Origin of the sequence: Microbispora sp. CL1-1 (genome assembly GCF_012034195.1) — a bacterium.
Taxonomy (GTDB): domain Bacteria; phylum Actinomycetota; class Actinomycetes; order Streptosporangiales; family Streptosporangiaceae; genus Microbispora.
The window spans coordinates 209,930-226,367 of the sequence record NZ_JAATEK010000011.1 but is presented as its reverse complement, the minus strand read 5'-3'; the positions used below and the strand labels follow the sequence as shown (position 1 = coordinate 226,367).

The 16,438-nt window shown below is 72.4% G+C and carries 15 protein-coding genes; 10 read left to right on the top strand and 5 right to left on the bottom strand.

All coding sequences use genetic code 11. The features are described 5' to 3' along the window. Nucleotides 1–747 precede the first annotated feature (747 nt). Genes HCK04_RS16645 through HCK04_RS16635 form a run of 3 tightly spaced genes read left to right on the top strand, consistent with a single transcriptional unit; the run spans nt 748 to nt 4,543 of the window. Nucleotides 748–1,596: an ATP-binding cassette domain-containing protein gene (locus HCK04_RS16645; protein WP_168065985.1), complete on the top strand. Its 849-nt coding sequence runs from the start codon at nt 748–750 to the stop codon at nt 1,594–1,596. Then, nucleotides 1,593–3,941, top strand: a complete 2,349-nt coding sequence (locus tag HCK04_RS16640; protein ID WP_142648223.1) for a YhgE/Pip domain-containing protein — start codon at nt 1,593–1,595, stop codon at nt 3,939–3,941. The genes HCK04_RS16645 and HCK04_RS16640 overlap by 4 nt, the downstream gene beginning before the upstream one ends. Next, nucleotides 3,938–4,543, top strand: coding sequence for a TetR/AcrR family transcriptional regulator (locus HCK04_RS16635; RefSeq protein ID WP_142648222.1), 606 nt, complete (start codon nt 3,938–3,940; stop codon nt 4,541–4,543). The genes HCK04_RS16640 and HCK04_RS16635 overlap by 4 nt, the downstream gene beginning before the upstream one ends. A gap of 100 nt (nt 4,544–4,643) precedes the next feature. On the opposite strand, the gene HCK04_RS16630 is transcribed toward HCK04_RS16635, so the two are convergent. Further along, nucleotides 4,644–5,561, bottom strand: coding sequence for a hypothetical protein (locus tag HCK04_RS16630; RefSeq protein ID WP_142648221.1), 918 nt, complete (start codon nt 5,559–5,561; stop codon nt 4,644–4,646). A 166-nt stretch (nt 5,562–5,727) separates the two neighbouring features. Between HCK04_RS16630 and HCK04_RS16625 the strand changes: the two genes are divergently transcribed. Together HCK04_RS16625 and HCK04_RS16620 are read left to right on the top strand one after the other, a co-directional pair. Beyond that, nucleotides 5,728–7,566, top strand: coding sequence for a substrate-binding and VWA domain-containing protein (locus HCK04_RS16625; RefSeq protein ID WP_260617296.1), 1,839 nt, complete (start codon nt 5,728–5,730; stop codon nt 7,564–7,566). 32 nt (nt 7,567–7,598) lie between these two features. Then, nucleotides 7,599–8,348 (top strand): hypothetical protein, encoded by a 750-nt coding sequence (locus HCK04_RS16620; RefSeq protein WP_142648219.1) that lies wholly within the window; start codon nt 7,599–7,601, stop codon nt 8,346–8,348. 56 nt (nt 8,349–8,404) lie between these two features. On the opposite strand, the gene HCK04_RS16615 is transcribed toward HCK04_RS16620, so the two are convergent. Then, on the bottom strand, nt 8,405–9,367 hold the full coding sequence (locus tag HCK04_RS16615) for a pyridoxal-phosphate dependent enzyme (protein WP_205830319.1): 963 nt from the start codon (nt 9,365–9,367) through the stop codon (nt 8,405–8,407). Nucleotides 9,368–9,425: 58 nt separating this feature from the next. On the opposite strand from HCK04_RS16615, the gene HCK04_RS16610 reads away from it, so the two are divergent. Next, on the top strand, nt 9,426–10,298 hold the full coding sequence (locus HCK04_RS16610; RefSeq protein WP_142648218.1) for a LysR family transcriptional regulator: 873 nt from the start codon (nt 9,426–9,428) through the stop codon (nt 10,296–10,298). A gap of 4 nt (nt 10,299–10,302) precedes the next feature. On the opposite strand, the gene HCK04_RS16605 is transcribed toward HCK04_RS16610, so the two are convergent. Together HCK04_RS16605 and HCK04_RS16600 are read right to left on the bottom strand one after the other, a co-directional pair. Beyond that, entirely contained in the window at nt 10,303–10,833 is a 531-nt protein-coding gene (locus HCK04_RS16605) for a hypothetical protein (protein ID WP_142648217.1), read from the bottom strand. Nucleotides 10,834–11,129: 296 nt separating this feature from the next. Further along, nucleotides 11,130–11,405: a helix-turn-helix transcriptional regulator gene (locus HCK04_RS16600; protein WP_142625059.1), complete on the bottom strand. Its 276-nt coding sequence runs from the start codon at nt 11,403–11,405 to the stop codon at nt 11,130–11,132. Nucleotides 11,406–11,460: 55 nt separating this feature from the next. On the opposite strand from HCK04_RS16600, the gene map reads away from it, so the two are divergent. From map to HCK04_RS16580, 4 genes are all read left to right on the top strand, one after another. Beyond that, nucleotides 11,461–12,228 carry a type I methionyl aminopeptidase gene (gene map, locus HCK04_RS16595; RefSeq protein WP_142648216.1) on the top strand — a complete coding sequence of 256 codons (768 nt, stop codon included), beginning with the start codon at nt 11,461–11,463 and terminating at the stop codon, nt 12,226–12,228. Nucleotides 12,229–12,310: 82 nt separating this feature from the next. Then, complete coding sequence (locus tag HCK04_RS16590) at nt 12,311–12,949, top strand: LysE family translocator (RefSeq protein WP_142648215.1); 639 nt, start codon at nt 12,311–12,313, stop codon at nt 12,947–12,949. 152 nt (nt 12,950–13,101) lie between these two features. Next, nucleotides 13,102–13,848, top strand: coding sequence for a VC0807 family protein (locus HCK04_RS16585; RefSeq protein ID WP_205830318.1), 747 nt, complete (start codon nt 13,102–13,104; stop codon nt 13,846–13,848). Next, entirely contained in the window at nt 13,845–14,852 is a 1,008-nt protein-coding gene (locus HCK04_RS16580; protein WP_142648214.1) for a hypothetical protein, read from the top strand. Before HCK04_RS16585 ends, HCK04_RS16580 begins: the two co-directional genes overlap by 4 nt. Here HCK04_RS16580 and HCK04_RS16575 read toward each other — a convergent pair. Further along, a complete protein-coding gene (locus HCK04_RS16575) occupies nt 14,819–16,414 on the bottom strand; it encodes an acyl-CoA synthetase (RefSeq protein WP_142648213.1) in 1,596 nt (531 codons plus the stop codon). The genes HCK04_RS16580 and HCK04_RS16575 overlap by 34 nt on opposite strands. Between the last annotated feature and the right edge of the window lie 24 nt (nt 16,415–16,438).

Sequence of the window (16,438 nt, the reverse complement as noted above, 5' to 3'; positions counted from 1 at the left end):
CGCCGCGTTGGACACGCCGACGAAGACGCCGCCCACCAGGGCGGCGACCCCGACAACGGTGCCGATCACCCCGACTCCGGTTCTGCTACTCCTTCTCAAAGCCGAGCTCCTCGCAGGTCGTGCAGGACCCCTGACCCAGGCTGGTGGCGGCGCCACTCCTGGTCCCGCTGAGGGAATTCATAGATGTGAACAACATCCATGAACCGGAACATGGCCAAAAGTACGGACCCCGCGAACCCGGGTCAATGCTCCGTGTCGACCAGCTGACGGGGTGGTCCTGGCACCCGCCGATTCCGGCAGGTGAGACCGTCCGCACCCGGTGCGCGCCAGTGAAATTTTCATGAAACACGGACACGCCGGGAGAGCCGAGGAGGTCATGGCGGAGAGCCATGGCCGACTGGAACGTTGCGCGGCGCCACCCGGCACTCCCCACACACCGCCTGGCACTTCCCACACGGCACCGCGTGACTCCCCCTGCACGGCACCGCCCGGCACTCCCCACACACCGCCCGGCACTTCCCACACGGCACCGCGTGACTCCCCCCGCACGGCGCCACCCGGCACTCCGCGACGTATCCCACACGGCGGCGCGCGGTTCGCCGGCAACCCCCTTCTCCCCGCGTGAGGCCCGGTCACCGCGGACATGGGCCTGTGTCGGCGAAATCACACCATGACGGGCATGGGGCGAGAGCTCCCCAGGGCTACTCTTTTGTACCGACTGGTCAGTGCAAAGAACGGAGCACAGACGTGAATGCCGGGCGAACCACCGACGTCGCCACCCCCTCGGCCGGAACCCCCGACGGGCCGTCCGGCGGCGGGGTGGACGACGCGTCCGACGGCACGTCCGAGGGCGCGTCCGACGGCACGTCCGGCGAGGCGTCCGGCGCCGTGTTCGGCGGGGTCGAGCTGAAGGCGCGAGACCTGGGCGTGCGCGGCGCTCACGGCTGGGTCTACCGGCACGTCTCCCTGCACGCGGCCCCGGGGACGCTGACCGTCGTCACGGGCGAGGCGGGCAGCGGCCGTACGAGCCTGCTGCTCACCCTCGCGGGACGGATGAAGCCCACCGAGGGGACGCTCACCGTCGGCGGCCTCGCCACACCCCGCGGGATCAGGCGGATCGCCGCCCTTGGGCTCTTCCCGGAGGTGAACCCGTTCGACGACGCCCTGACCGTACGGGAGCACCTGCAGGAGCGGCTGCGCCCGCACGGGTTCCTGTGGCGCAGGCGGCACCCGGACGCCGTGCGGTCGGCGCTCGCCCACGCCGGGCTCGATCCGGACGCGCTGCCGCGGGGCGACCGCACCCTGGCCAGGGAGCTCACCCGGGCCCAGGCGGTGCGGCTGGGCGTCGCGCTCGCCCTGCTCGACCAGCCGGGCCTGCTGCTCGTGGACGACGCCGGCACCGGCATCCCCGCGGGCAGGCGGCGCGAGCTGTGGGACGTGCTGCGCGGCCTGGCCGACCAGGGGCTCACCGTCGTCGCGGCGTGCACCGACGCCGAGGAGGCGACCGGCGCGGCCAGCACGCTGCTGCCGCTGCCCGTTCCCGCTCCCCCGGCACCGGGTGCCGGAGACGCGGCGGAGACAGGAGAACGCCGATGAGGATCCCCCACCCCGGCCGGCTCGAACTGCGCAGGTTCCTGCGCTCGCGGCTCACCAGGGCCGCGCTGGTCGCCGTCGTCATGCTGCCTCTGCTGTACGCCGGGCTCTATCTGTGGTCGTTCTGGGATCCCCAGGCGAACCTCGACCGTGTGCCGGTGGCCCTCGTCGTGGAGGACCGTCCCGCCACCGCCGCCGGCGCCGCGGGGAGCCCCCCGAGCACGGTGGACGCCGGACGCGAACTCGCCGCCGAGCTGGAGCGGCGCAAGGTCTTCGCGTGGCACCGGGTCGACGCGGCGGAGGCCGACAAGGGCGTCCGAGAGGGCCGTTACTACCTGTCGCTCACGATCCCGGACGACTTCAGCGCCGACCTCGCCTCGCCCTCCGGCGACGGCACGCCGCGCCCGGCCCAGCTCGGCGTACGGGTGGACACCGGGCGCAGCTACATCATGCGGACGATCTCGGACGCCGTGTTCCGGGAGGTCAAGGAGGCGGCCGGACGCAGCGCGGTCAAGGGCTACCTGGACCAGATCTTCCTGTCCTTCGGCGAGCTGCACGACAAGACCGCCCAGGCGGCCGACGGCGCCGACCGGTTGCACGACGGTGCCGCCGCCGCGAGCGACGGCGCGGCCTCGCTCGCCAAGGGGCTCGGGTCCGCGCAGGACGCGACCGGCAAGCTGTCGTCCGGAGCCGACGCCCTGTACAGCGGGTCGAAGCAGCTCACGAGCGGGCTGCACCAGGCCAGGACCGGCTCGGCCTCCCTGTCCGCCGGTCTGTCGAAGGCGGCCGCGGGCGCGGCCGACCTCCGCAAGGGCCTGTCCGCGCTCGGCAAGGGTGCGGCCGCACTGGCCGAGGGCAACCGCGAGGTCTACCGCCAGGTGCACACCCTGTCTCCCACCGTCAACCGGGCGGCCGACAAATACGTCCCGGTGCTGGAGAAGAACGGCGACCGCATCCGGCAGGGCGCGCTCACCCTCGCGAAGGGCGCCGACGGCTTGGCCGACGCACTCGACGGCCTGCCCCAGGAGGTGCAGGGCTCGGCGGGCACGGCCAGGCAGGACCTGCGGGCCGTCCAGCGCTGGCTGAGCGCCCATCCCGACGCCGACCCCGAGCTGCGCGCGCTGGTCGAGCAGGCCGCGGGGTCGGCGGGCGACCTCGCGTCGGCCGCCGGGCGGCTGCAGAACCGCCTCGGCTCGCAGGAGGGCAGGCTCGACGACCTCGCCGGCACGGCACGGACCGTCGCGGACGACGCCCGCGAGCTGGCCGCCGCCGCGCCCGGCCTCGGCAGCGCGCTGAACGACGCCCGCGACAAGTTCAACCAGCTCGACAAGGGGCTGAAGCGACTGGCCGACGGAGCGTCCGACCTGCACGACGGCGCGGGCAAGGCGCTGAACGGAGCCACCTCGCTGTCGCGCGGCCTCGGCACGCTCAACAGCGGCGCGCGGACCCTGTCCACCGGGCTTGCCAGGCTCGACGACGGAGCGACCGGCCTCAACACCGGGCTCGCCTCGCTCGCCTCCGGCGCGGGCAAGCTCGACAACGGCATCGGCAAGCTGCACCGGGGGGCAGGAAAGCTCGGCTCCGGGCTGGTCAAGCTGACCGACGGCTCAAGCGAGCTGGCCGGCAAGCTCGGCGACGGGGCCGCGCAGATCCCCGACTACGGCACACCGGAGCGCGACAGCCGTACGGACATGATGAGCGACCCCGTCCGGCTCGCCACCGAGGTGGACAACGAGGTGCCCAACTACGGCACCGGGTTCGCTCCGTTCTTCGTGCCGCTCGCGTTGTGGGTCGGCGCGATGGTGACGTACATGGTGCTGCGGCCGCTCAACCCGCGCCTGCTCGCCGGGTCGGCGCCAGCGTGGCGCACGGCCCTCGCGGGCTGGCTTCCCGGGCTCGCGATGGGGACGCTCCAGGTGGCGGTGCTGCTCGCCGTGCTGCGCTTCGGCCTGGGGCTCGAGGCGGCCGACTGGCCGGGGATGGCGGCCTTCCTGGTGCTGGTCACGGCGGCGTTCCTCGCCGTCGTGCAGGCGGTCAACGCGCTGCTCGGGCCGCCCGGACGAGTGGCGGTGCTGGCGCTGCTCATGCTGCAACTCACCTCGTCGGCGGGCACCTACCCGATCGAGACGTCCCCCGGGTTCTTCCAGGCCATCTCGCCGTGGCTGCCGATGAGCTGGGTGGTGTCGGCGATGCGCCGCCTCGTCAGCGGCGGCGACACCACCGTGGTGTGGCAGGCTTGCGGCGTGCTGTCCGCGTTCGTCGCCCTCGGTCTCGCCCTCACCGTGCTCGCCGTCCACCGTGGTCGTACGTGGTCGATGCGCCGCCTCAAGCCGGAGCTGTCGCTGTGAGCGGGCGGGGCGACGGCGCGACCGGCGGCAGGCGGGCCGAGACCCGGCAGCGGCTCTACCGGGCCGCTGCCGAACTCATCGCCGAGCAGGGTTTCGCCGCCACCACCGTCGACGCCATCGCCGAACGCGCGGGAGTGGCCAAGGGCACCGTCTTCTACAACTTCGGCAGCAAGGAGGCGCTGTTCGCGGGCCTGCTCGACCACGGGATCGAGCGGCTCGCCGACGCCCTCGCCGAGGCCGCACGCGCCCCGGCCGCCTCTCCGGTCGCCGTGCTAGACGCGCTCATGCTCGCGCAGCTCCGCTTCTTCGACGAGTACGGGCCGTTCGCCCGGGTGCTGCTGGCCGAGCTGTGGCGGGCGGCCTGGCAGGACGCGATCCTGCGGCTGCGCACGAGCGTGCTCGCGGTCTACGAACGTGTCCTTGCCGATGCCGTGGCGGCCGGCGAGCTGCGCCCGGGATTCGACACCGGCACCGCCGCCACCGCCGTCTTCGGCATGGTGCTCACCGTCGCCATCGAGCGTCGCGCGCTGCACCCCGGCCAGCCGGTCGAGGACGTACACGCGACGCTCGCCGAACTCGTCCACCGCCGCATCTCGCCCTGACGGAGCCCTGGCCGAGCCCCTGATGAGCCCCTGATGAGCCCCAGATGAGCCCCGGACGAGCCCCGGACGAGCGCGGATCGGCGTCGGGCGAGCGCGGACGTCAGAGGAAGAGCTCGTCCACCGACGTCACCGTCACCGCCTTGCGGACCCACTCCTTCAGGAGATTCAGGTCGGAGCATCGGCTGATCCGCTCGCGTGCCTCGGGGGGAATCTCCAGCCCCCGGGCGTCGAGCACGGCGAGGATCGCGTCGATCTCGCCCTCCGCGCGCCCCTGTTCCAGCCCCTGCTCCAGACCCTGCTCCAAGCCCTGTTCCAGGCCCTTGTTCACCCAATCGGAGAAGTAGCGGTCGCCGATGACCTTCTCGTAGTCGGCTGACGCTGTCATCAGAAGCTCCTTCAGGCGCTCACCCACTACTGTGGGTACCAGGCCGAACACGTAGCTCAAATATAGCCGGACGTCCTTCTGGTCGAGCTCGTTCAGCCCCTCCAGCATGACCTCCAGCCCCTTGTCGATGTCGGGGTGGTCACCGTTCATGGCCGCCGACAACACGGCCAGCTCGGGGTGCCTGCGTGCCTCGCCCGGATCGGTGACCAAGGGCAGGCGGTCCGAGTGAATCGCCACCGGGGTGACCGTTCCGCTCGGCCCCATGGAGATGGGCTGCTCGCACCAGCGGCCCACCGCCGGGTTCAGGCTGATCACCAGCAGGGCGGTGTCACACTTCAACCGGGCCCGCAGCGCGGCGACGTATACGGGCCAGGTGAAGCGCTTGTCCGCGTCGTGCCGTAACTGCACCTCGACGATCACCGCCAGCCGGGCCGTTCCCGACCCGTCGCGGAGCACCACGACCGCGTCCGCGCGATACTCCACCGGGGTCAGTTGCGTGGCGTCCACCGCCTCCGCCGTGGCCTTGGCGAATTCGGGCGGCTCGATGCCGCCGACCTCGCGTAACAGCTCCACCGCGGCGTTGGGCCTCCGGTGGAAGAGGTCGACCGTTTGTTGATGGATGAGATTCGGCACGCGGGAAACTTTACTCAGTGTGTTCGAGTCGTTACGGAGAATTATCGGGTTCTGTGGATGAGTGTGGAACGGGGCTGGGGTGTTAGCTGGACGAGATGATCGGCAACTAACGTGATCCGCCATTCGTCGGGATAGATGCAGGTATCCCGTGACAATGGAGGAGCCCGTGTACCCCCCACCGCAGCAGAAGCGCCGCCGCAGCGTGGCACCGTTCGTCGTCGCGGTCATCTTCGCGGGGGCGCTCATCGTCGGGCTGAGGCTGCTGTTCGGCGGAGTTTCAGGCGGCGGTGGCGATGCCGGTGACGGCGGGGGCGACGGGGGCGGGAGTGCGGGCAAACGCGCCTGCGGTGACGACGGGATCACGCTGACCATCGCCGCGTCGAGCGAGAAGGCCGAGCTGCTGCGCACGATGGCCAACGACTACAACGGCCATGAGGTGGACGGAAAATGCGTGGACGTGGTCGTGAACTCCAAGGCCTCGGGCGGGGCCATGCAGGCCCTCGCGCGGGGCTGGGACGAGCGGCAGGACGGCCCGAAGCCGGACGTCTGGACGCCGGCGAGCACCGGCTGGGTCACCCTGCTGCGGCAACGCGTCGAGGGCGGCGACCAGGCGTCGCCGGTGTCCGCCGACAACCCGACGATCGCCACGTCTCCGCTGGTCATCGCGATGCCCAAGCCGATGGCCCAGGCGCTCGGCTGGCCGTCCAAGAAGATCGGCTGGTCGGAGATCCTCGACCTCGCCAACGACCCCAAGGGCTGGGCGGCTTACGACCACCCGGAGTGGGGGAGGTTCCGCCTCGGCAAGACGAACCCGAACTTCTCGACGTCCGGGCTCAACGCCACGGTCGGGGCGTACTTCGCGGCCACCGGGCTGTCGGGCGACCTGACGGAACGAGACGTCGCCGCGGCGAAGACGCGCGAGTTCGTGCGGGGGGTCGAGCGGTCCATCGTCCACTACGGCGACACGACGCTGACGTTCCTGTCGAACCTCCAGCACGCCGACGACTCGGGGACGGCCATGTCGTACATCTCCGCCGTGACGGTGGAGGAGAAGTCGGTGTGGGACTACAACCAGGGCAACCCGACGGGTGATCCCAAGACGCTCGGCGACCACGCCAAGCCGAAGGTCCCGCTGGTGGCGATCTACCCCAAGGAGGGCACGCTCTTCTCCGACCACCCGTACGCCGTGCTGTCCTGGGCGGACGCCGCGAAGAAGGCCGCGGCGGCGGACTTCCTGAAGTATCTGCAGGCGCCCGAGCAGCAGAGGCAGTTCGAGAAGTACGCCTTCCGGTCGTACGACGGCAAGCCGGGCGACCTCATCACGACCGCCAACGGCCTCGACCCCAAGCAGCCGGCGACCACGCTGAGCACCCCGGCGCCGCCGGTGCTGAACCGCATCCTCAAGAGCTGGGCCGAGCTGCGCAAGCCCGCCAACGTGCTGATGGTGATGGACGTGTCCGGCTCGATGGGCGCCGACGTCGAAGGCACCGGCAAGACCAAGCTCGACCTGGCCAAGCAGGCCGCGATCAACGCGCTGCCGCAGTTCGGGCCGAACGACCGGGTCGGCCTGTGGCTGTTCAGCCTCAAGCAGGACGGCGACAAGGACTACCGCGAGCTCGTCCCCCTGGGCAGGGGCAACCAGTCGCAGCTCAAGAGCCGCATCAACGGCCTGATCCCCAGCGGCGGCACGGGGCTGTACGACACGGCCCTCGCCTCCTACCAGTACGTGACGCGCCATCAGAGCGGTGACGCGATCAACGCGGTCGTGTTCCTGACGGACGGCAAGAACGAGGACAACAACTCCATCTCGCTCGACAACCTGCTGCCCGACCTGCGCCATGAGGCGGGCCAGGAGACCGTGCGGATGTTCACCATCGCGTACGGCGGCGACGCCGACCTCGACGTCCTGCGGCGCATCTCGCAGGCCACGGACGCGGCGGCCTACGATTCGCGCAAGCCGGGAAGCATCGACGAGGTGTTCACCGCCGTCATCTCCAACTTCTGATCAACCCTGCCGTCCGACCTGGGAGCCCCCCTTTGTCCCGCTTCACCGAGGAACTCCGCGACCCCTGGGCGCTGCTCCTGGGCGCCACCGCCGCGGGCGCGGCCTGGGCGGTCGGCGTCCCTACCGTGGGGGTGCCCGTCGCCGGGGTCGCGGTCTGGCTCATCAAGGCGTTCGCCTCCGCGTGGCAGTCCACCGGTGGCGAGAGCCGTACGGAAACGCAGGCCCCGCCGGTGACGAAGGGGAGCGCGGAGGAGGCGTGGCTGCGGCGGGCGGAGCGGGCCGCCGCGTCGTTCGCCGACCTGACCGCCTCGATGCGCGGGCAGCTCCTGCTCGACCGGATCGCGGCGATGCGCCCGCAGGTGGACGACACCGTCGGCACGCTGCGCCGGCTGGCCGGGCACGCCTCGGTCACCGGCTCGGCCCTGGCCCGCTTCGACCCCCGGTTCCTGGAGCAGGAGCGCGTACGGCTCACGCAGGCGCGGCAGACGGCCCGGCAGGAGGTCGCGGGCGAGCTCGACCGGTCGATCGCCGCCCTTGACGCGCAGCGCGAGGTGTACGACAGGTTGTGGGGCACGCGGGAGCGGGTGCTGGCCCGGCTGCAGTCGGGCGCCATCAGCCTGGAGGGCCTGGTCGCGCGGGCCGTGGAGATCTCCGCCATGACGGCGGCCTCCGACGACGCGGGCGGCGCCCGGGCGCTCGACGAGCTGACCTCGGAGCTCGAACTGACCCGGCAGAGCCTGCACGAGATCGAGGAGGCCACCCGCGACGACGTCGGCCCCTGAGCCCACTTGAGCCCACTTGAGCCCGCTTGGGGGGCCCTCCGTCCGCCTGTGCGCGTTCAACCGGCGAGGAGGCGGGCGAGCTCGGCCGGGCCGGCGTTGCCGCCCGTGCACACCACGGCCACCCTGCGCCCGGCGAACTCCTCACGCCGGGCCAGCAGCCCGGCGAGGGCCGCCGCCCCCGCGCCCTCGGCCAGGGTGTGGGCCTCGGTGAGCAGCAGACGCTGGGCCCGCAGGATGTCGTCGTCGTCCACCAGCACGAAGTCGGCCAGGCCGTCGCGCATCACGGCCTGCGGGAGCGCGAACGCCGAACCGGTGGCGAGCCCCTCCACGACCGTCTTGACGGGCCGGGTCACCGGCTCCCGCAACCGCCAGGAGTCGTGCGCGGCCGGGGCCTGGGCCGACTGGACGGCGATCACCCGGCAGCCCGGCGCGAGCGCGGCGGCGGCGAGGCACGCCGCGGCGGCCCCGCTGCCGCTGCCCACCGGCACGAACACCGCCTCCAGATCCGGCCGGGCGGTGAACATCTCGACGTAGAGCGTGCCCACCCCGGCCAGGATGTCCGGCTCGTCGGCCGGGCTGATCAGCCGGCGTCCCGTGCGCTCGGCGAGGTCACGCGCGTGCCCGGCGGCCTCCACCATCGTCGCGCCCCGGACCTCGACGGTCGCCCCGAGCGCCTCGACCGCCGCGACCTTGGCGGGGTTCGGGTTCTCCGGCATCAGGACGGCGCACGGCACGCCGTACAGGCGGGAGGCGTACGCGACGGACTGGGCGTGGTTGCCGGTCGAGTAGGTGACCACCCCGCGTTCGCGGCCGGCCATGCGCGCCAGCAACGCGATGCCGCCGCGCACCTTGAACGCCCCCGTGGGCTGGACGTTCTCGTGCTTCACGTGGACCTCGGCGCCCACCGCCGCGTCGAGCACGGGATAGGACCACAGGGGAGTCTCGGGCAGATGCGGGGCGATGAGCCGCCGGGCGTCCAGGATTTCGCGGATGTCGGTCATGACCCCCAGCCTGGCCATCCGCAGGACAATAGGTCCAACTCAACTTCTCAGGCGAAACCATAGACGGGATCGATGAATGCCGCTCGACGTCGTACGGCTGCGGGTCCTCGTGGCGGTGGCCAGGACCGGCACGGTGACCGCCGCGGCGCGGGAGCTGCACTACTCGCAGCCCTCGGTGAGCCACCACCTCGCCCGGCTTGAGGCGGAGACGGGCGCGAAGCTGGTGCAGCGCGTGGGGCGCGGCATCCGCCTCACCGAGGCGGGCCGCCTGCTCGCCGAGCGGGGCGCGGAGATCCTCGGCCGTCTCGACGCGGCATCCACGGAGCTCGCCGCGCACGTCGGGCTGCGCGCCGGACGCGTCCGGCTGGCGGCGTTCCCCTCCGCCCTCGGCACGTTCGTCCCGGCCGCCGCCGCCCGGCTCGCGCGCGACCATCCGGGGCTCGACCTGCGGCTGATGGAGGCCGAGCCGCCCGAGGCACTGCGCCTGCTGCGGGCCGGCCGGGTGGACGTCGCCGTGGTCTTCCGCTTCGGCGAGACCGCCCCCGAGGACGACGGCGTCCGGCTGGTCCACCTGCTCGACGACCCGAGCCTCCTCGTCACTCCCACGGCGTACGGCGACGCGGGCGACCTGGCGGCGTACGCGGACGGGACGTGGATCACGGGATGCGAGCGGTGCCGCGCGCACCTGCTCGCGCTGTGCGCCGAGGCGGGCTTCACGCCGCGCGTCTCGTTCACGACGGACGACTACGTGGCCGTGCAGGCCATGGTCGCGGCCGGGCTGGGCACGGCGATCCTCCCCCGGCTCGCGCTGTCGGCCCACCGCCATCCCGACGTGCGGGTGTCCGAGCTGCCCGGGTCGGACCGCCGGGTCTACGCCGCGACGTACGGCGAGCCGCCCGACCCGCCCGCCACCGCGGCCCTGGTCGCCGCCTTGCTGGCGATCACATGATCCGTCAGCTCGGTGCCGGCGACGGCGTGGCGGCGTCGTTGTCCAGCTCCTTGGCGCTCCACACCGCGACGCCGGTGCCCGGCAGCTGACTGATTTTGGACTCGAACGTGGCGGTGCCGTCCGTCGCGTCGTCGTCCTCCTCGGCGAAGACGAGGAGCGCCTGCCATTCGTTGTACCGGTCCGCGGGGAAGAGCAGCCGGGGACCGATCGACAGGTCCGAGTCGCCGGACAGCCGCTGGCTGTCGACGGTCACCCAGCCGTACGACGGCCGGTCGCTGAGCCGCACGTAGATGAGCGCCGAGCCTCCTTCGGGCACGACCACCTGGGCGGGTGTGACCATGACGTACGGCGTGGCGCTCACGGTCGGGGTCGGCGTCGGAGTGGGAACCGCACTCGGCAGCAGGCGGGCGACGGCGGCCGATCCGCGCGGCGCGGCGTCGGCCGTGCCCGGGACGAGCCCGGTCACCGCGGACGCGGCGGCCACGACGGCCGCGAGGACGGCCGGGCGACGTAACCGGCCGTGGGGGAATCGCATCGGGCACCTCCGTGGTGAGCCGACCGGCCGCCTCGGGCCGGCTGCCGTTGATCGTCGGCGATGCTCACAGCGTCCGATCTGCCACGCGGCCTGTACAGGAACCGCCGCCCCGGCGGCCACCCGGAGGGGCCCGCGACGGGCCGTTCACCTGGGGCAAACGCCCCCGGACACGGACACCCGGCCGGTGAAAGATTCAGCGCCGCCACAGCAAGCCACCGAGCAAACCACCGAGCAAGCCACTGAGCAAGCCACTGAGCAAGCCGCCGCGCGAGGCGCGACGAGCAAGCCGTCGCGGGTCAGCCGGCCTGGCGGAACTCGCCGGTCTGGGGACCCTCCGCGCAGGCGGCGGCCAGCTCGTCCAGCGACAGGCCGAGTGCGGCGGCGAGCGCGGCGACCGTGAAGAAGGCCGGGGTCGGCGCGCGGCCGGTCTCGATCTTGCGCAGCGTCTCGGCCGACAGCCCGGCCGCCGCCGCGACCTCGACCATGCTGCGCTCGCCGCGCGCCTGCCGGAGCAGGACGCCGAACCGCTCCCCCCGCTGCCGCTCCTCGGGGGTCAGGGGCACTCTCACCATGACCGTGATACTAATACCGGTATAGTTATTGGTGCCACCCCCGGAGGGCATTGTCATGGTGGAAATCAAGAGCGACGCCGCGCTGGACGCGATGCGGGAGGCGGGGCGGGTCGTGGCCCGCACGCTCGACGCCGTACGGAAGGCCGCGGCCATCGGGGTGCGGCTCACGGACCTGGACGAGACGGCGCGGGCGGTGCTGCGCGAGGCCGGGGCGAGCTCCCCGTTCCTCGGCTATCGGCCGCCCTTCGCGCCGACCCCGTTTCCCGCCGTGATCTGCGTGTCCGTCAACGACGCGATCGTGCACGGCATCCCGACCGGCTACCGGCTGCGGGACGGGGACGTGGTCGGCGTCGACGCCGGCGCGGTGCTGGACGGCTGGGCGGCCGACGCCGCCGTCACGTTCATCGTGGGCACGCCGCGCCCCGGTGACCTGGAGCTGGTCGACACCACGCGCAGGGCGCTGGAGGCCGGGATCGCCGCCGCGACCGTGGGCAACCGCATCGGGGACATCTCGGCGGCGATCGGCGCGATCGCCAAGGAGGCCGGATATGGCATGCCCAGGGACTTCGGCGGCCACGGCATCGGCCGGCGGATGCACGAGGACCCGTCGGTGCCGAACCACGGGCGGCCCGGCCGGGGCTATCCCCTGCGGCATGGTCTCACCCTGGCCATCGAGCCGATGTTCATCGCCGGGGGCCGGGACGGTTATCACACAGCGGGCGACGGCTGGACGCTGCACAGCACGGACGGCAGCAGGGCCGCCCACATGGAGCACACCATCGCGGTCACCGAGGACGGCCCTCGCGTGCTGACCGTGCTGTGAATCCACTGCTCTGGAGTCGCTGCCCGTGACGGCGCTCTAAATTGACGTGCCGCGACGGCGCCGGTGTCCCTACCATCCGAACATGCCGACTCTGCCCACGCTCGCCCTGTTCGCGGCCGCCACGATGGCGTTGCTCCTGGTTCCGGGACCCGCCGTGCTCTACATCGTCACCCGGAGCGTGGCCCAGGGCCGTACGGCGGGGCTGGTCTCCGTTGTCGGCATCCACACCGGGTCGCTCGTCCACATCGCCGCCGCGGCCTTCGGGATCACCGCGCTGCTCGCCGCCTCGGCTACAGCGTTCGCCGTCGTGAAGTATCTGGGCGCGGCCTACCTCCTCTACCTGGGCATCCGCAAGCTCGTCCGGCGGACGGAGGCGGAGGAGACCGAGGTGAAGCCGGCCTCGCCCCGGCGGCTGTTCGGCGAGGGGTTCGTGGTCAACGTGCTGAACCCCAAGACGGCCATGTTCTACCTCGCGTTCCTGCCGCAGTTCGTCGATCCGGCGCGCGGCCCCGTGGCCCCGCAGGTGCTCGTGCTCGGGGCAGTGTGGGTCGCGCTCGGCATGGCCAGCGACGGCACGTACGCCCTGCTGGCCGCGGTGCTGGCCGGGCGGCTGCGCTCCTCGGCGCGCGCCCGGCGGCGGCTCGACCAGGGCAGCGGCGTCGTCTACCTCGGTCTCGGCGCCGTGGCCGCGCTCGCGACCGAGGGCGCCAAGAAGCTCTGACAGCCCGCCCGAGGGCAGACCCAGCACAGACCCAGCACAGACCCGGGGCAGACCCAGGACATTTGTACTGCCGCAATCGGGATCGCTGAATCTGTCGGGCTCCTCCGGTTTTCGCGAGGCTTAACGCACACGGAGACCCCCTGGAGGACCCGATGACCGAGACCCTGGCCGCCCCAGTGACCGGCCCAGTGACCGGCCCAGTGACCGGCCCAGTGACCGGCCCGGCGACCGCCCCGATGAGTGCCGGCAAGCCCCGGCGGGGCACCCTCCGGACCCTGCTGATGCCGCTCGCGATCGACGTCGCCGCGCCGATGGCCTGCTACTACCTCCTGCACGGCGCGCTCGGCACGAGCGAGGTCACCGCGCTGGCCGTGAGCGGCGTGATCCCGGCCGTCCGGGTGATCGCCGGGATTGTCAGCGACCGCACGATGAACGCGCTGGCCGGGCTGACGCTGGCGGTCAACGTGGCGGGCATCGCCCTGAGCTTCGTCACCGGCGACGCCCGCATGATGATCGCCAAGGACTCCGCCCTCAGCGGCGTGATCAGCCTGTTCATGATGCTCACGGCGTTCACCGCGCGCCCGGTGATGACCCAGGGCATGCGCGCGTTCATCACCCGGGGCAACGCGGCGCGGGAGGCCGCCTGGGAGCGGCTGGCGAACGGCGCGAGGTTCCGCCGCGCCGAGCGCCGCTTCACCGGGATCTGGGGCGCGGCGCTGCTCGCCGACTGCGTGGCCCGGCTGATCGGCGCGTTCACGCTGCCGGCGTCCACCATGATCTGGCTGTCCAACGTGCTGCTGATCGCCGCCCTCGCGGTGGGACTCGTGGTGGCGGGCGCGTTCGGCTCCGGGCCGATCATGTGGATGATCAACAACGAGGTGCGGGGAGACGCTCGATGAGAGGCAGGGGCATCAACTACGACACCGGTTTCCTCCCGGGCGGGCAGCTCAGCCGGGAGACGTTCGACCCGGAGACGGTCCGCGCGGAGATGCGCGTCATCGCCGACGAGCTGCACTGCACCGCCGTACGCATCACCGGCGGGCACCCCGAACGGCTCAGCGTCGCCGCGCGGCACGCCGCCGAGGCGGGGCTGGAGGTGTGGTTCGCGCCCTTCCCCTGCGAGATGACGACGCGGGAGCTCGCGCCGTACTTCGCCGAATGCGCCGAGCGGGCCGAGAAGCTGCGGCGCGACGGCGCGGAGGTGGTGCTCGTGACCGGATGCGAGATGAGCATCTTCTGCACCGGCTTCCTGCCCGGGGAGACCTTCTTCCACCGGATGGCGGCGCTCGGCGCGGGGGACGCCGAGGTGTACGCCCGGTTCGCCGAGATCCCCACCCTGCTGAACCCCTTCCTGGCGGAGACCGCCGAGGCCGCCCGCGCGATCTTCGGCGGGCGGGTGACGTACGCCTCGGGCGAGTGGGAGGACGTCGACTGGAGCCCGTTCGACATCGTCGCGGTGGACGCCTACCGCGACGACCGCAACGCCTCGACCTACCGCGAGGAGCTGCGCTCCCGCTTCCGGTTCGGCAAGCCGGTGGCGGTGACCGAGTTCGGCACGTGCGCCTACACGGGAGCGGGCGCACGTGGCGGCATGGCGTGGGCCATCGTGGACTACACCGCGACCCCGCCCCGGCTCGACGGCGACTACCGCCGCGACGAGGGCGAGCAGGTCCGCTACCTGCGGGACCTGCTCACGGTGTTCGAGGAGGAGGGCATGGACAGCGCCTTCTGGTTCACCTTCGCCGGCTACACCACGGCCTATGACCCCGACCCGCGCGCAGACCTCGACATGGCCTCCTACGGCGTGGTCCGGCTGCTGAAGGACGGCGGGCGGGAGCCGAAGGAGGTCTTCCACGCCCTCGCCGCCGCCTACTCCGGCGGACACGCCGCGGCGGCCACCTGACCGGCCCACCGGTAGTCGGCCTTGCCCGCCGGGGAACGGACGATCTCCTCGACGAACGCGTAGGTCCGCGGCACCTTGTAGCCCGACAGCCGGGTGCGGCAGTGGGCGTCGAGCTGCCGCGCCGTCGGCGTCGTCCCGTCGTACGGCTGGACGACGGCCGCGACCCGCGACCCCCAGCGGTCGTCGGGGATGCCGGTGACGACGGCGTCGAACACGGCGGGATGCCCCTTGAGCACCGCCTCGACCTCCTCGGGGAAGACCTTCTCCCCTCCGGTGTTGATGCACTGGGATCCGCGGCCGAGGATGCGGATCGTGCCGTCCTCCTCCACCGTGGCGAGGTCGCCGGTGAGCAGCCACCGCACGCCGTGGGCGTCGGTCACGAAGGTGCGGGCGGTCTTGCCCGGGTCGTTGTGGTAGCCGAAGGCGATCCGGCCGGCCCTGGCCACCGTGCCGATCCGCCCCGAGCCCGGCTCGACCGGGGTCAGCGTCTCGTCGAGCACGGTCACGGAGGCGCCGGCGTTGGGCCGATAACGCAACCCCGACTCGGGCGACGACCCCTCGACCCCCGACGCCGTGTATCCCGACTCGGTGGAGCCGAAGTTGTCGAGGATCATCCGGCCGGGCAGCAGCTCCTCCAGCCGGGCGCGCACGGCCCCGCTGAGGATCGCCCCGGTGGAGCTGAGCACGAACAGCGACGACAGGTCGTAGGACCCGGCGGCCAGCTCCTCGGCGATCGGGCGGGCCATCGCGTCGCCGGTGATGTTGAGGCTGACGACCTTCTCCCGCTCGATCGCGCGCAGCACGGCGGCGGCGTCGAACCTGCGGACGTGCACGATCGTGCCGCCCATCCACCAGGCGATGAACGTGCCCATCTGGGCCGCGCCGTGCATCAGCGGGGCCGCCGTCATCATGACGACCGGCGACGCCGCGCCGCGCGCCTGCTCGATCACCGCCTCGGGCGTCTTCAGCGGCTCGCCGTACGGGTTGCCGCCGCCGAAGGCGAAGAACAGGTCCTCCGACCGCCACATCACGCCCTTGGGCATGCCGGTCGTGCCGCCGGTGTAGATGACGTACACGTCGTCGCCGGACCGGGGCGGGAAGTCCCTGCCGTCGGGCCGCCCCGCCACCGCCTCCTCGTACGGCACCGCGCCCGGCACGGCGGAGGGGCCGCCGACGGCGACGAGGTGGCGCAGCCCGGGGACCCGCGCGGCCACGGCCGCGACGCGGTCGTCGAACTCCACGTCGAACACCAGGGCCGCGATGCCGGAGTCCTGGTAGAGGTAGCGCAGCTCGGACTCGACGTACCGGTAGTTGACGTTGACCGGCACGGCCCGCAGCTTCAGCGTCGCCAGCAGGGCCGCGACGTACTCCACCCCGTTGTAGAGCTGCATGCCCACGTACGTCCCGCGTCCGACGCCCTGCGCGGCCAGGTGGTGGGCGAGCCGGTTGGCGTGGGCGTCGAGCTCGGCGTACGTCGGGCGGTCGTCGCCGCAGACCAGCGCGACGCGGTCCCCGATGGCGTCGGCGAGCCCCTCGAAGAGATCGGCGTGGTTGAACTCCATCCGGCGGACCTCCCGCTCGTCAGG

What these genes read in the sequence shown, in the direction of transcription:
- HCK04_RS16640 (WP_142648223.1), top strand. Translation starts at nt 1,593, where the DNA reads ATGAGGATCCCCCACCCCGGCCGGCTCGAACTGCGCAGGTTCCTGCGC.
- HCK04_RS16615 (WP_205830319.1), bottom strand. Translation starts at nt 9,367, where the DNA reads ATGGCCAGGCTGGGGGTCATGACCGACATCCGCGAAATCCTGGACGCC.
- HCK04_RS16610 (WP_142648218.1), top strand. Translation starts at nt 9,426, where the DNA reads ATGCCGCTCGACGTCGTACGGCTGCGGGTCCTCGTGGCGGTGGCCAGG.
- HCK04_RS16605 (WP_142648217.1), bottom strand. Translation starts at nt 10,833, where the DNA reads ATGCGATTCCCCCACGGCCGGTTACGTCGCCCGGCCGTCCTCGCGGCC.
- HCK04_RS16600 (WP_142625059.1), bottom strand. Translation starts at nt 11,405, where the DNA reads ATGGTGAGAGTGCCCCTGACCCCCGAGGAGCGGCAGCGGGGGGAGCGG.
- map (WP_142648216.1), top strand. Translation starts at nt 11,461, where the DNA reads ATGGTGGAAATCAAGAGCGACGCCGCGCTGGACGCGATGCGGGAGGCG.
- HCK04_RS16590 (WP_142648215.1), top strand. Translation starts at nt 12,311, where the DNA reads ATGCCGACTCTGCCCACGCTCGCCCTGTTCGCGGCCGCCACGATGGCG.
- HCK04_RS16585 (WP_205830318.1), top strand. Translation starts at nt 13,102, where the DNA reads ATGACCGAGACCCTGGCCGCCCCAGTGACCGGCCCAGTGACCGGCCCA.
- HCK04_RS16580 (WP_142648214.1), top strand. Translation starts at nt 13,845, where the DNA reads ATGAGAGGCAGGGGCATCAACTACGACACCGGTTTCCTCCCGGGCGGG.
- HCK04_RS16575 (WP_142648213.1), bottom strand. Translation starts at nt 16,414, where the DNA reads ATGGAGTTCAACCACGCCGATCTCTTCGAGGGGCTCGCCGACGCCATC.